The sequence below is a fragment of the Devosia sp. genome (assembly GCF_025809055.1).
Lineage (GTDB): Bacteria > Pseudomonadota > Alphaproteobacteria > Rhizobiales > Devosiaceae > Devosia.
Genome location: NZ_CP075529.1, coordinates 3,564,975 through 3,577,890 on the forward strand (window position 1 = coordinate 3,564,975; position 12,916 = coordinate 3,577,890).

At 63.4% G+C, this 12,916-nt stretch carries 14 protein-coding genes; 11 read left to right on the forward strand and 3 right to left on the reverse strand.

What is annotated here, in order from left to right:
* Nucleotides 1-57: 57 nt before the first annotated feature.
* Entirely contained in the window at nt 58-1,566 is a 1,509-nt protein-coding gene (locus tag KIT02_RS17485) for a helicase HerA-like domain-containing protein (RefSeq protein ID WP_297585394.1), read from the forward strand.
* A gap of 2 nt (nt 1,567-1,568) precedes the next feature.
* Nucleotides 1,569-2,123 (forward strand): hypothetical protein, encoded by a 555-nt coding sequence (locus tag KIT02_RS17490; RefSeq protein WP_297580601.1) that lies wholly within the window; start codon nt 1,569-1,571, stop codon nt 2,121-2,123.
* Between the two features lie 6 nt (nt 2,124-2,129).
* Here KIT02_RS17490 and KIT02_RS17495 read toward each other — a convergent pair whose 3' ends face one another.
* Nucleotides 2,130-2,678, reverse strand: coding sequence for a response regulator (locus KIT02_RS17495; RefSeq protein ID WP_297580602.1), 549 nt, complete (start codon nt 2,676-2,678; stop codon nt 2,130-2,132).
* Nucleotides 2,679-2,847: 169 nt separating this feature from the next.
* Between KIT02_RS17495 and KIT02_RS17500 the strand changes: the two genes are divergently transcribed.
* Nucleotides 2,848-3,225 carry a YbaN family protein gene (locus KIT02_RS17500; RefSeq protein WP_297580604.1) on the forward strand — a complete coding sequence of 126 codons (378 nt, stop codon included), beginning with the start codon at nt 2,848-2,850 and terminating at the stop codon, nt 3,223-3,225.
* Between the two features lie 100 nt (nt 3,226-3,325).
* On the opposite strand, the gene KIT02_RS17505 is transcribed toward KIT02_RS17500, so the two are convergent.
* Together KIT02_RS17505 and KIT02_RS17510 are read right to left on the reverse strand one after the other, a co-directional pair.
* Nucleotides 3,326-3,931, reverse strand: coding sequence for a superoxide dismutase (locus KIT02_RS17505; protein WP_297580606.1), 606 nt, complete (start codon nt 3,929-3,931; stop codon nt 3,326-3,328).
* Between the two features lie 98 nt (nt 3,932-4,029).
* Complete coding sequence (locus KIT02_RS17510) at nt 4,030-6,111, reverse strand: S9 family peptidase (RefSeq protein ID WP_297580608.1); 2,082 nt, start codon at nt 6,109-6,111, stop codon at nt 4,030-4,032.
* 256 nt (nt 6,112-6,367) lie between these two features.
* On the opposite strand from KIT02_RS17510, the gene mbhE reads away from it, so the two are divergent.
* From mbhE to KIT02_RS17550, 8 genes are all read left to right on the forward strand, one after another.
* Nucleotides 6,368-8,743 carry a hydrogen gas-evolving membrane-bound hydrogenase subunit E gene (gene mbhE / locus KIT02_RS17515; RefSeq protein ID WP_297580610.1) on the forward strand — a complete coding sequence of 792 codons (2,376 nt, stop codon included), beginning with the start codon at nt 6,368-6,370 and terminating at the stop codon, nt 8,741-8,743.
* Complete coding sequence (locus KIT02_RS17520) at nt 8,740-9,165, forward strand: MnhB domain-containing protein (RefSeq protein WP_297580612.1); 426 nt, start codon at nt 8,740-8,742, stop codon at nt 9,163-9,165. The genes mbhE and KIT02_RS17520 overlap by 4 nt, the downstream gene beginning before the upstream one ends.
* Nucleotides 9,165-9,542, forward strand: a complete 378-nt coding sequence (locus KIT02_RS17525) for a Na+/H+ antiporter subunit C (protein WP_297580614.1) — start codon at nt 9,165-9,167, stop codon at nt 9,540-9,542. Before KIT02_RS17520 ends, KIT02_RS17525 begins: the two co-directional genes overlap by 1 nt.
* 4 nt (nt 9,543-9,546) lie before the next feature.
* Nucleotides 9,547-11,154: a proton-conducting transporter membrane subunit gene (locus tag KIT02_RS17530; protein WP_297580616.1), complete on the forward strand. Its 1,608-nt coding sequence runs from the start codon at nt 9,547-9,549 to the stop codon at nt 11,152-11,154.
* Nucleotides 11,151-11,630: a Na+/H+ antiporter subunit E gene (locus KIT02_RS17535; RefSeq protein WP_297580618.1), complete on the forward strand. Its 480-nt coding sequence runs from the start codon at nt 11,151-11,153 to the stop codon at nt 11,628-11,630. Before KIT02_RS17530 ends, KIT02_RS17535 begins: the two co-directional genes overlap by 4 nt.
* Complete coding sequence (locus tag KIT02_RS17540) at nt 11,627-11,941, forward strand: cation:proton antiporter (protein WP_297580620.1); 315 nt, start codon at nt 11,627-11,629, stop codon at nt 11,939-11,941. Before KIT02_RS17535 ends, KIT02_RS17540 begins: the two co-directional genes overlap by 4 nt.
* The gene (mnhG, locus tag KIT02_RS17545; protein ID WP_297580622.1) at nt 11,931-12,284 is read left to right on the forward strand and encodes a monovalent cation/H(+) antiporter subunit G; all 354 of its coding nucleotides are present in this window, start codon (nt 11,931-11,933) and stop codon (nt 12,282-12,284) included. The genes KIT02_RS17540 and mnhG overlap by 11 nt, the downstream gene beginning before the upstream one ends.
* A gap of 131 nt (nt 12,285-12,415) precedes the next feature.
* On the forward strand, nt 12,416-12,838 hold the full coding sequence (locus KIT02_RS17550) for a MucR family transcriptional regulator (protein ID WP_297580624.1): 423 nt from the start codon (nt 12,416-12,418) through the stop codon (nt 12,836-12,838).
* Nucleotides 12,839-12,916 lie beyond the last annotated feature (78 nt).

Consider the following 12,916-nt stretch of genomic DNA (forward strand, 5'->3'; position numbering starts at 1 on the left):
TTGCGCCGATGGGGCACGGCTATAACGGGGTCCGACAAGAGACCAACAGGTGTGCACATGCTCGTTGACGGCAAGATCTTTTTGGGCGTGAGCGAGCGGCCGGAATATCTCAATCTCAAATATGCCAATCGCCATGGCCTGATCACCGGCGCCACAGGCACCGGCAAGACGGTGAGCCTGCAGGTTCTGGCCGAGGGTTTTTCAGCAGCAGGCGTGCCGGTCTTTGCCGCCGATATCAAGGGCGACCTTTCGGGCGTCTCCAAGATGGGCCAGGCGCAGTCCTGGCAGAGCAAGCGGGCCGAGGATATCGGCTTTTCCGATTATGCCGACGACGTCTATCCGACGATTTTCTGGGACCTGTTCGGCAAGCAGGGGCATCCTGTCCGGGCCACGATCTCGGAAATGGGCCCGGTGCTGCTGAGCCGCATCCTCGACCTCAACGATACCCAGGAAGGGGTGCTCAACATTGCCTTCCGCCTGGCCGACGAGGAAGGCCTGTTGCTGCTCGATCTCAAGGACCTGCGGGCGCTGCTGGTCGAGATCGACGGGCGAGCCAAGGAAATCTCGGCGCGCTACGGCAATGTCACGACCGCCTCGATCGGCGCTATCCAGCGGGCCCTGCTGGTGCTCGAGCAGCAGGGGGCGGACAATTTCTTCGGCGAGCGGGCGCTGGAAATCGCCGACCTCATGCGCACCGACAGCGACGGGCGCGGGTTCGTGTCGATCCTGGCGGCGGACCAGCTGATGCAGGCGCCGCGACTATACGCGACGTTCCTGTTGTGGCTGCTCTCGGAACTGTTCGAGGAACTGCCGGAAGTCGGCGACCCGGACAAGCCCAAGCTGGTGTTCTTCTTCGATGAAGCGCACCTCTTGTTCTCGGACGCGCCCAAGGCCCTGATCGACAAGGTCGAGCAGGTGGTCAAGCTGATCCGGTCCAAGGGTGTGGGCGTCTATTTCGTCACCCAGAACCCCGTCGATATCCCCGAAAACGTGCTGGCCCAATTGTCCAACCGCGTCCAGCACGCGCTGCGCGCCTATACGCCGCGCGAACAGAAGGCGGTGAAGGTTGCCGCCGACACGTTCCGTCCCAATCCGGCCTTCTCGACCGCCGAGGCGATCACCCAACTGGGCATCGGCGAGGCGCTGGTATCGGTGCTCGAGGACAAGGGCGTGCCCTCCATGGTCGGCCGCACCTTCATCCGGCCGCCCTCGGCGCAGGTGGGGCCGATTTCGCCGGCCGAACGCGATGCCACCATGGCCAATTCGCCGCTGGGTTCGCTCTATGACGAAGTGCTCGACCGCGAGTCGGCCTTTGAAGTTCTGAACAAGCGGGCGCGCGACCATCAGCTCGAGGAAGAGCGGGCGCGGATCGAGGCCGAAGAGCAGGCGGAAGCCGAGCGCCTCGCCAAGGAACGGGAACGGGCCGCAAAGGCGGCAGCGCCGCGCCGCTCGACGCGGCAATCACCGGTCGAGGCGGCGACGACCTCGTTTGCCCGCACCGTGGCCAATACGATCGGCCGGGAGCTGGTGCGCGGCATATTCGGCAGCCTCAAGAGGCGGCGCTGAGCATGGTTCCCCCCGCCGTCTCCGGACCGTCAGTCGCCATCTTCGCCTCCGACAAGGGGCCGGGCGATCCCGAGCGCGCCAGCCTGATGAGCGAAGTGGGGCGCGTCTTCGCCCGCAAGGGTGCCCGCATGGTGTGCCTGGCAGAAGGCGGGGTCATTCCGGTGCCGCTGATCACGGCCGCGCGCACTGCCAACGGCGACGTCGAGGTTTTGGCCGATGCCAGCATCGTTTTGCCGCCGGCGCTGGCCGAGGTCCCCATCACGGTCATTCCCGACCGGGTCGAAAGGCTGGCGCGGCTGGCCGCGATGACCCAAGCTTTCATCGTGCTGCCGGGCTCGCTCGCATCGATCAGCGCGCTGTTCGATGCCTGGGCCGGCGGGCCGCCAAGGCCGGTGCTGATGTACAACCGCCATCGCGCCTTCGAGGCTGTCAGGGGCTTTGCCGTGGACGTGCTGGCGGCTTCGATTTCAGGCTATGATCGCAATATCCAGTTTGCCGACAATGCCGAGGACCTTTGGGGCAAGCTGGTCTGGGTGCTGGAGCACCGCCCGCGCTGACAAAGGTCAGCCCAGGGGCAGGTGCTGCGAGGAGGCTCCGCCTTCCGGAAACAGCGGCACCACGTTGTCGGAATAGCGACGGCCCGGATTGATGTCGGAATGCGGCATCGGCACGCGGTTGCGCCGCTCCGGACCCCGATAGCCGCTCCCCAGATGGCCGACGACGCTGCGATTGACCAGTCGCGCCTGCACCCGCTCGAGCAGATGGCGCGGCGACATGGGCTTGAGCACCACTTCATCGATGCCGGCGCTGATGGACTGCTGGCGCATGGGCGGGGTAATGGCGCGGGTCAGGGCGATGACCGGCAGGTCGCGCGACACCAGGGTTGGATCCAGCCTTATCGCCTCGACCATTTCATAGGCCGGGCGCCCGGCGCGATCGAAATCGACGACCAGAAGGTCGAGCGCTGCAATGTCCATATAGGCGAACAGTTCGGCTTCGCTGTCGAAGGGCCGGACCCGCAGGCGGGAATCGCCGGCAAGCACCATCGTCAACACGGCATTGAGGGCCGGATTGGCTGCAAGAACGGCGATGGTTTTGGTCCGAATGGTCACACGATTCCTCACGCGGTAAAGAAATCGTTAACATGGCGCGCCGCCCGGATGAAGCGCTGAGACCGGCTTCCACAGACAGATGACAATTAGGGTAAACTGCGACGCAAAGGCCGATTGCCGCGGGGCAGGCGGCCTGATTGACTGTCGGCGGCCAGATTTTGGCGCGGGAATGAAGATGCTGAGGCCGTTCTACCTGATTGCCGGGCTGGTGCTGACCGCATTGGGCATTATCGGTGCCTTCCTGCCGCTGATGCCGACGACGATCTTTCTTATCCTGGCCGCTGGCTGCTTCACCCGCTCATCGCCAAAACTGGAAAACTGGCTGCTCAACCATGCCCGGTTCGGCCCCACGCTGCGCAACTGGCGGCAACATGGCGCCATCGCGCCGCGCGCCAAGCTGCTGGCCAGCATGGGCATCACCCTTGGCGTTGTGTGCTTCTGGATTGTCGCGCGGCCCCCATTCTGGTGGTGGCTGGCCGGCGCCGGCTTCATGGGCGGAAGCCTCGCTTATGTGCTGAGCCGCCCCAATGGTCCCCGGGTGGAATAGGGGCGGATTTCCGCTTTCGCGCGGTGGGAGTGGGAATGATATGCACAAATCAAAACGGCGGGATTGCTCCCGCCGTTTGTGCATTCGCGGTGCGCCGAAATCAGGCCGTGGCTTCGGCGAAGAGCTTTTCCACGTATTCCCAGTTCACCAGGTTGTCGAACCAGGCTTCGAGATATTTCGGGCGGGCATTGCGGTAGTCGATGTAATAGGAGTGCTCCCACACATCCACGCCCAGGATCGGGGTGGCGCCATTGACCAGCGGCGATTCACCGTTCGGGGACTTGGCGATCTCGAGCTTGCCGTTCTTGACGGCGATCCAGGCCCAGCCCGAACCGAACTGGGTGGTGCCGGCGGCGATGAAATCGGTGCGCAGCTTGTCGAAGCCACCGAGATCGGAATCGACGGCCGCCTGCAGCTTGGCCGGCAGCGCCTTGCCGCCGCCATTGGGCTTCATCCAGTTCCAGAAGTGCAGGTGGTTGTAGTGCTGGCCGGCATTGTTGAACAGACCGGCATTCTTGCCGTAGCTCTGCTTGACGATCTCTTCGAGGCTGAGGTTTTCGAGGCCACTGTCCTTGAGCAGGTTGTTGCCGTTGGTCACATAGGCCTGGTGGTGCTTGTCGTGGTGAAACTCGAGCGTTTCCTTGGACATGTACGGACCCAGCGCATCATAGGCATAGGGCAGGGCGGGCAGTTCGAAAGTGGTCATTGTAGCCTCCGTTCGGGATGGATTTGACGCTGGAAGAACCGGCTATTCGAGTGGGGTTATAGGCCCCCGGCGATGTCGCAACAATGTCGCGGGAAGAACTAACCGTCCAATCCTGCTGACTTTATTGCAAAGGCATAGCACTGGGCGGTCTCCTTGAGACGGTCGAAGCGGCCGGAAGCGCCGGCATGACCGGCGCCCATATTGGTCTTGAGGTATAATGGCGCATCCCCGGTCTTGGTTGCCCGAAGTTTGGCTACCCACTTGGCCGGCTCCCAATAGGTGACGCGCGGATCGGTGAGACCGGCCAGCGCAAAGATGGGCGGATAGGCCTGGGCGCTCACCGCCTCATAGGGCGCATAGGCGGCGATGCGGTTATAGTCCTCGGCCGAGGTGATGGGATTGCCCCATTCGGGCCATTCGGGCGGGGTGAGCGGCAGGGTGTCGTCGAGCATGGTGTTGAGCACGTCCACGAACGGCACCTGCGCAATGACACCACCCCACAGGTCCGGCCGGAGATTGGCGATGGCGCCCATGAGCATGCCGCCGGCCGAGCCGCCCTGGGCAATGATCCTGCCCTTTTGCGTAAAGCCCTCGGCGATCAGCATTTCGGCGGCGGCGATGAAATCGGTGAAGGTATTGGGTTTGTGCTCGCGACGGCCCTGTCGGTACCAGCGATAGCCCTTGTCCATGCCGCCCCGAATATGGGCGATGGCATAGACGAAACCCCGGTCGACCAGCGACAGCACCGAGACGGAAAAGGCTGCCGGCATGGACATGCCGTAGGCGCCATAGCCGTAGAGCAGGGTCGGATTGGTGCCATCCCGTGCGACGCCCTTGCGATAGAGCAGGGTGACGGGCACCTGCTCGCCATCGGCCGCAGTGGCGAAGAGGCGGCGGGTTTCGTAAGCGGCGGGATCGTGGCCCGAGGGCACTTCCTGGGTCTTGAGCAGCGTGCGCTTGCCGCTGTCGAGATCGACATCGAAGACCTGGCTGGGGGTGGTCGGCGAGGAATAGGTCAGGCGGAACACAGCAGTGTCGAATTCGTAGCCGGTCGACATGCCCAGCGAATAGGCCTCCTCCTTGAAGCCGACGATCTCCTCCTTGCCGCTGCGCAGGTCGCGGACGACGATGCGGGGCAGGCCGTCCTCGCGCTCGAGGCGGAGCAGGTGGTTCCTGAGCACGGCGATGTCGAGGATGAGAACGCCGTCGCGATGCGGGACGAGATCGGTCCAGTTTTCGGCGGAGGGGTTCCCGGCCGGAGCCGTGACGACCTTGTAGTCCTCGGCGCCATCCGCATTGGTGCGGATATAGAGGGTGCCGTCGCGCTCTTCGAGCTCGTATTCGCGATCGACGAGGCGGGGGGCAACCAGGCGCGGTGCGCCGCCCTTTTCGGCATCGATGAGCCAGACTTCGCTGGTCTGGTGATCATGCGCGTCGATGACAATGAACTTGTCCGAAAGCGTCTTGCCGACGCCGACGAAGAAGCCGGGGTCCTTTTCCTCGAAGATGATCGGATCGGCATCCTGCGCGGTGCCGATATCGTGGCGGCGGATGCGGTAGGGACGGTGGTTGTCGTCATACTCGGTGTAGTAGAGCGCACGAGAATCATTGGACCAGACATAGGATCCGGCGGTCTCGCGAATGACCTCGTCGCTGTCCTTGCCGGTCTCAAGGTCGCGCAGGACGATGTCGTAATATTCCGAGCCGGCGCGGTCGGCGGCCCAGGCCAGGATCTTGTGGGACGGGTCGTGGCTGGCGCCGGCAAAGCCGAAATAACCGTCGCCGGCCTCGACATTGCAATCGAGCAGGACGGTTTCAGCGCCGCCTTCGCGCGGGGTGCGCACGATCAGCGGATATTGCTGGCCTTCGAGCATCCGCGTGTTGTAGGCGAAGGGCCCGTCGGGAGAAGGCACGCCGCTGTCATCTTCCTTGATGCGCCCGCGGATTTCCCGATAGATTTTTTCCTGCAGATCCGCGGTCGGCTTGCCGAACTCGCTCTCATACCAGGCGTTTTCCGCATCGAGATAGGCGCGGATATCGGCGTCAAGGGTCTCGGGCTTCTGCATGACCTCCTGCCAGTTTTCCGCGCGCAGCCAGGCATAGGGGTCCTCGCGCAGCACGTTGTGATGCGTGTGCGAATGCGGCACGCGCCGGGCGAGCGGTGGCTGGGCCTTGGTCATGGAAACTCCTGGATTGATGCGGCAGGTAAAGGCGCCCAGAGGACATAGGCCGCGCCGCGCCGCTTTGCCAGCCCCCGCAACCGTTGAAAAGCGCTGACCAAATGGTCGCACTTGGACCGATTTCGCTTGTCGCACGTGCCTCAATCGCTAAGGTCGCACGCCATAATTCTGTTGGAATCGCAAGACGCAGGAAGGAAGGGCAGGGTTGGGGCCGTCCTCGGAATCCGGTATCATTCTGGTCGCATTGGCGCCGTTCGTGGCTGCCGCTCTCGCGCCGCTCATCCATCGCTATCTGGGTCGCTATACGGGCTGGCTGCTGGCCGTGGTTCCGGCCGCGATTTTTGTCTTCCTGGCCGGCTTCGCCACCACGGTCAATGCCGGCAACAGCCCGGTCCAATCGATCGAATGGGTGCCCGCCTACGGGCTCAATATCAGTTTCCTGATCGACGGGCTGAGCCTTATTTTCGCGCTCACCATTTCCGGCGTCGGCACGCTGATCATCCTCTATGCCGGGGCGTATCTCGCCGGACACCACCATCAGGGGCGGTTCCTCGGCTTCATGCTGGCCTTCATGGGCGCCATGCTCGGGCTGGTGCTGGCCGATAGCCTTCTCACCCTGTTCCTGTTCTGGGAACTGACTTCGGTCACATCCTTCCTGTTGATCGGCTTCGACCATACACGCCAGGCCGCGCGACGTGGCGCCATCCAGGCGCTGGTCATCACCAATATCGGCGGCATGTGCCTGCTGGTCGGGGCGATCCTGGTCTATGCGCTGACCGGCACCTGGGAGATGAGCGCGCTGCGCGGCATGGGCGACGTGCTGCGCGACCATGCGCTCTATGGCCTCGTGCTGGCCCTGTTCCTGGGCGCGGCCTTCACCAAGTCGGCGCAGTTTCCGCTGCATTTCTGGCTGCCCAATGCCATGGAAGCACCGACACCGGTTTCGGCATTCCTGCATTCGGCGACCATGGTTCAGGCCGGTGTCTATCTGCTCTCGCGCATGACGCCGGTGCTGGGCGGCACGCAGGTCTGGATGACGATTCTGGTCGTCTTCGGCGGTATCACGCTGATCTGGGGTGCGCTGGGGGCACTCAAGCAGACCGATCTCAAGCAGATCCTGGCGCAGACCACCATCGCTTCGCTGGGCCTGCTGGTGCTGCTGATCGGGCTGGGCAGCACCTATGCCATTTCGGCCGTCATCGTCTATTTCCTGGCTCACGCCTTCTACAAGGCGGGCCTGTTCATGGTGGCCGGGGCCATCGACCACGAGGCGGGCACGCGCGAAATCACCGCGCTTGGCGGCCTTGCCGAGAAAATGCCGGTGACCTTTATCGGCGCGGCGCTGGCAGCGCTGTCGATGATCGGCCTGCCGCTCACTATCGGCTATTTCGCCAAGGAAGAAATGTATCTGGGCCTGATGAAGGCCGACCCGGCCAGTATTGCGGTGATGGCCGTTCTGGTCATCGGCAATGCCATGCTGGCCGGCGTGGCGCTATTGGTCATGATCAAGCCGTTCCTGGGCGAAGCGGTGCCGACGCCGAAATCGGCGCATGAGGCGCCCATCGCCATGCTGGCCGGACCGATTGTGCTCGGCGCGGCCGCCATAGTCACCGGCATTCTGCCGGACTGGCTGGGGCATGACGTGCTGGTGCCGGGTGCTTCGGCGATCCTGCAGAGCGACGTGGAGAGCCACCTGACGCTGGCGCTCGATTTCACCAGCCTGTTGCTGTGGCTGTCGGTGGCGACATGGTTGCTCGGGGTACTTGTCTATCGCCAGGCCGACGCCATCCGCTCGCTGCTCCGCCGCTTCGATGCGGCGCTCGGCTGGACGGCGGATACGGTGTTCGACCTGGTCATGTTCAGCCTTATCCGCTTTGCCGGTGCGGTGACGCGGGTGCTGCACAATGGCCGCCTCGAAGTCTATCTGATCGTGGTGTTCTCCGCCTTTGCGCTGGCGCTGTTCGTGCCGCTCTTCACCATGGGCGGCCTGGACTGGATCATGCCCAGTGCCGATCTGGGCAACTGGAGCGCCCGTCTCACCCCGCCGCCGCTGCAGCCCTATGAATGGGGCATCCTGGCGTTGACCGCCATCGGGCTCGTCGCGGTGCTGATCGCGGGCACGCGGCTAGTCGCCATTCTCTCGCTCGGCATCCAGGGCACGGCGCTGTCGCTGATCTTCCTCTTGTTCGGCGCACCCGACCTGGCCTTTACCCAGTTGATGGTGGAAATTCTCTCGGTCGTGGTGCTGACCTTTGTCTTCACCCGCCTGCGTCTCGATAATCGCGATCCGCGGCCATTCGAAGACCTGGCGCGCGATGGCGCCCTGGCGGTGCTGTGCGGGGTAGGGGTGAGCCTGATGCTGATGCTGGTGCTGACCGGCACGCTCGACACACGACTGTCCGATCTGTTCACCGCCACCAGCGTGCCGATCGCGCATGGCCACAACATCGTCAACGTGATCCTCGTCGACTATCGCGGCTTCGATACCCTGGGTGAGATTTCCGTCGTCATGGGCGCCGGCATTGCCGTACTGGCGCTGCTGCGGCGCCAGAAGAAGCCGGTTCCGCCGGTGCCGGAGGCCGAAGACATCAAGCCCAAGCGCCGGCGCAGCAGAAAGGCGGCCAAGGCATGAATACCGTCATCTTCCGCACCGCTGCGCCCTTGATCGTCGCCATCATGCTGGTGTTCTCGGTCTATATCTGCCTGCGCGGGCACAATGAGCCGGGCGGCGGCTTTATCGGCGGGCTGATCGCCGCCGCGTCCATCGCTGTGTTCGGCATGGCCTCGGGTGTGCGCATGGTGCGCAAGTCGCTCTATTTCGATCCGCTGTCGATCGCGGCCTTTGGCGTGGTGCTGGCCGGATTTGCGGGGCTCCTGAGCCTCTTCATCGACGCGCCCTTCATGACCAGCATCTGGTTCTACCTCGATGTCGGCAATTCGGTGGTGCCGCTCTCCACCCCGCTGTTTTTCGACCTGGGGGTCTATTGCGTGGTGTTCGGCACGCTCTCGGCCATTGCACTGGCGCTGGAAAGCGACCGCGAGGAGGAACCCTGATGGATTTCGTTCTGGCAACCCTGGTCGGGCTGTTCATCGCCGCCGGTGTCTATCTGCTCCTGTCGCGCTCGATCATAAGGATGCTGATCGGCATGACTATTTTCGGCAATGGGGTGAACCTGTTGATCTTCACCGCCGGGCGGGTGACGCGCGAGATCGCGCCCATCGTTCCGCCTGACCTCGAGGTGCCCCAAGGCGCTATCGCCAATCCGCTGCCGCAGGCGCTGATCCTCACCGCCATCGTCATCGGCTTTTCCATGTTCGCCTTCCTCTTGGTACTGGCATTTCGCGCCTATCAGAGCCTGGATGCCGACAACACCGACAATATGCGCCTGGCCGAGCCCGAAGCCCGGCCGCAGCCGCCCCTGAGCTACTGACACCATGGCCACGTCTTCTCCCAATACCGAGCTGCCGCAGGCCATGATCGAAACGGCGACCGCCGTCAGCGACTGGGTTATCGTTCTGCCCGTCCTGCTCTCGCTCATGGGCGCCGCAGGCCTGTTGATGTTCCGTCGCAGCAATGGCGCGCCGGTGATGGGCGCGGTTCTGGTGCTCATCGCCGTCATTGCCTGCGACATTTCTCTGCTCCTGCAGGTCATGGCCAATGGACCGTTGAGCATGACCATGGGCCGCTGGTTGCCGCCATTCGGCATCAGCCTCACCGCCGATGTCTTCGGCGCCAGCTTTGCGCTGGCGGCGGCCGTGGTGACGCTGATCGTCGTGCTCTATGCCGAGACCGACAGGGCCGGCGCAGACGGACGGGACAGCTTCCACTCGCTGGTGCTGTTGTTGCTGGCGGGCGTCAGCGGCTCGTTCCTCACGGGTGACCTCTTCAACCTCTATGTCTGGTTCGAGGTGATGCTCATCGCTTCCTTCGGCCTGATCGTGCAGGGCAACCGGCCGGCGCAGCTCGATGGCGCGGTCAAATATGGGTTCCTCAATTTCCTGGCCACCACACTGTTCCTGCTCTCTCTGGGCCTGCTCTATGGCCTGCTGGGCACGCTCAACATGGCCGACATCATGCGTGTCGCGCCCATGGCCAATCCGGGCGCCATGGTGGGCGTGGCGGCGCTGCTGATGCTCGCTTTCGGCATGAAGGCCGCGGCGTTCCCGGTCAATGCCTGGCTGCCGGCCTCCTATCATACGCCGCCGGTGGCCATTTCGGCCCTGTTCGCTGGCCTGCTGACCAAGGTGGGTGCCTATGCCATGCTGCGGGCGCTGGTCGCCATTCTTCCGGCCAGCCGCGACCTGCTCGAACCTGTGCTGGCGGTGCTGGCCATCGGCACGCTGCTGCTCGCGCCGCTGGGCGCAATCGCCGAAACCAATGTGCGCCGCGCCATTGGCTTCCTGGTGATCGGGGGGATCGGGGCGGTGATGGCGGGTATCGCCATGCCGACGCTCACCGGCATTGCCGGTTCGGGGCTCTATATCTTCCACGCCATACTGACCATGACCGCGCTTTATCTCGTGGCCGGGCTGGTCGAAAAACGCACCGGGGCCACCGACAGCCGGCAGATGGGCGGGCTTTATGCGGCCAGCACCCCGCTCTCGATCCTGTTCCTGGTGGCGATACTGGCCACGGCGGGCGTGCCGCCGTTCCTGGGCTTCTGGCCCAAGCTGCTGCTAATCGAGGCGGGCCTCGACCGCGCCCTCAGCGCGGGGCCAGCCACTTGGGTCGGGGTGGCGCTGACCATCGCACTGGTCGTCAATGCCGTCCTGACCCTGATCGCGGGGACAAGGCTCTGGGCGCACATCTTCTGGCGGTCCGGACCCGAGGGCGACGGCTCCGAGCATGAACGGCGCGATCTCGTGGCCTTCGATGCGCGCGGCCGTTTCGGGCTTGGCGTCGCTTCGGTGCTGGTCGCCGGCATCGTCGCCATCGGCCTCTGGCCGGCTCCGCTGATGGACAATATCCGGGCCGGGTCGAGCGACATCATCAATCCGGCGCGCTATGTTTCGGCAACCGGCCTTGCGGGAGAAACGCCATGAACACGGCTTTCCTCGTCGTGGCCCTCGCCCTGATCTGGGCCGCGATTACCGGCAGTTTCACCGGGCTCAACCTGCTCTTTGGCGGCCTCGTCGGTGGGCTTGCCGTCTTGCTGATGCGGCATTCCTTTGCCCGCCCGATGGCCCTGCGCCGCCTCAAGCGCATCGCCTCGCTGCTGGTGCTGTTTCTCTACGAACTCGTTGTCAGCGCTCTCAAGGTGGCGATGATCGTGGTCCGGCCCGATCTCAACAAGGTGGTGCAACCGGCGATCATCGCCTATCCGCTGACGGTCAAATCCGAGGCCGAGATAACCCTATTGGCCAATATGATCACCCTTACGCCGGGAACGCTCAGCATCGATGTCTCTGCCGACAAGTCCGTGCTCTATATTCATGCGCTTACACTTGAAGATCGCGATGCGGCCATCAGCAGCATCGCCAATGGCTTCGAGCGCAAAGTTGGCGAGGTCTTCGAATGAGCCCGGAACAATTCGTCGACATCGCATCGCTGATCGCGCTGGTCTTCCTGCTCCTGGCCCTGCTGATTTCCCTCGTGCGGATTGTCATCGGGCCGAGCCTGGCTGACCGGGTCCTGGCGCTGGACATGCTGACCGTGGTGGCCATGGGCTTTGTCGGTGCCGTGGCCGTGCGGACCGGGCTGACGCTCTATCTCGATATCGCCATCGCCCTGGCCCTGCTGGGGTTTCTGGCGACGGTTGCCCTCTCCCGCTACATCCTGTTGCGGGCCGCGCGCCGCGAAATGATCACGGAGGAGCGCGATGCTGTCTGACCTGACCATCTATGCCGGTGGCGTCGTCCTGCTGATTGGCGCGCTGTTTACGCTGCTGGCCAGTATTGGGGTCGTGCGCCTGCCCGATCTCTATACGCGGATGCATGCCGCTTCCAAGGCCGGTGCGGTGGGTGGCGGGCTCATCCTGATCGCCGTGGCGCTGCACAGCCAGGATACGGCCGTGACCGTCCGCGCCATCATGGGCGTGGTCTTTCTGCTGCTGACGACCCCCGTTTCCGCCCATTTGTTGGCCCGGGCCAGTTATCTGGCCGGATATAGCCCGATTGCATCGACCAAGCCCGATGAACTTGCACGCAGTCGTGAACAAAATAGCGCCACATAAGCATTCGATTACTATTTACAGGCTTAGGCGCTCGTTTTCTATTGCACCCCGTAAATGGGGCTCCTAGAAGTGCTGTCAGGCAGGTTTAGCCCCTATACCTGCCCAATAATAAATATTCGGAAGGTTGAAAAATGAACGACGACAACGGCTCGTCTGTGGGCGCTGGATCAGAATTGATCGAGCTCAGCACAGACATAGTCTCCGCTTACGTCAGTCACAATGCAGTCAGCCCTGCTGATCTGCCAAAACTTATCGCTGATGTGCATGGCGCGCTGCGTGCCCTGCAGAACAACGAAGTTCCTGCGCCTGTTGAAGAATTGAAGCCGGCTGTACCGGTTCGCAAGTCTGTCGCTGCCGACTTCATCATCTGTCTCGAGGACGGGAAGAAGTTCAAGTCGCTCAAGCGCCACCTGCGCACGCACTACAATCTCTCGCCGGAAGAATACCGCGAGAAGTGGGGCCTGCCGGCCGACTACCCCATGGTTGCCCCCAGCTATTCGGCGACCCGCTCCAAGCTCGCCAAGGACAATGGCCTGGGCCGCAAGGCCGGCTAAGTCAAAGAGACTGACCAGCGTCAATGAAAATGGCCGCCGCGAGCGGCCATTTTCATTTGAAATCAATGCCTTGGCAAA

What these genes read in the sequence shown, in the direction of transcription:
- KIT02_RS17485 (WP_297585394.1), top strand. Translation starts at nt 58, where the DNA reads ATGCTCGTTGACGGCAAGATCTTTTTGGGCGTGAGCGAGCGGCCGGAA.
- KIT02_RS17490 (WP_297580601.1), top strand. Translation starts at nt 1,569, where the DNA reads ATGGTTCCCCCCGCCGTCTCCGGACCGTCAGTCGCCATCTTCGCCTCC.
- KIT02_RS17500 (WP_297580604.1), top strand. Translation starts at nt 2,848, where the DNA reads ATGAAGATGCTGAGGCCGTTCTACCTGATTGCCGGGCTGGTGCTGACC.
- KIT02_RS17505 (WP_297580606.1), bottom strand. Translation starts at nt 3,931, where the DNA reads ATGACCACTTTCGAACTGCCCGCCCTGCCCTATGCCTATGATGCGCTG.
- KIT02_RS17510 (WP_297580608.1), bottom strand. Translation starts at nt 6,111, where the DNA reads ATGACCAAGGCCCAGCCACCGCTCGCCCGGCGCGTGCCGCATTCGCAC.
- KIT02_RS17520 (WP_297580612.1), top strand. Translation starts at nt 8,740, where the DNA reads ATGAATACCGTCATCTTCCGCACCGCTGCGCCCTTGATCGTCGCCATC.
- KIT02_RS17525 (WP_297580614.1), top strand. Translation starts at nt 9,165, where the DNA reads ATGGATTTCGTTCTGGCAACCCTGGTCGGGCTGTTCATCGCCGCCGGT.
- KIT02_RS17530 (WP_297580616.1), top strand. Translation starts at nt 9,547, where the DNA reads ATGGCCACGTCTTCTCCCAATACCGAGCTGCCGCAGGCCATGATCGAA.
- KIT02_RS17535 (WP_297580618.1), top strand. Translation starts at nt 11,151, where the DNA reads ATGAACACGGCTTTCCTCGTCGTGGCCCTCGCCCTGATCTGGGCCGCG.
- KIT02_RS17540 (WP_297580620.1), top strand. Translation starts at nt 11,627, where the DNA reads ATGAGCCCGGAACAATTCGTCGACATCGCATCGCTGATCGCGCTGGTC.
- mnhG (WP_297580622.1), top strand. Translation starts at nt 11,931, where the DNA reads ATGCTGTCTGACCTGACCATCTATGCCGGTGGCGTCGTCCTGCTGATT.
- KIT02_RS17550 (WP_297580624.1), top strand. Translation starts at nt 12,416, where the DNA reads ATGAACGACGACAACGGCTCGTCTGTGGGCGCTGGATCAGAATTGATC.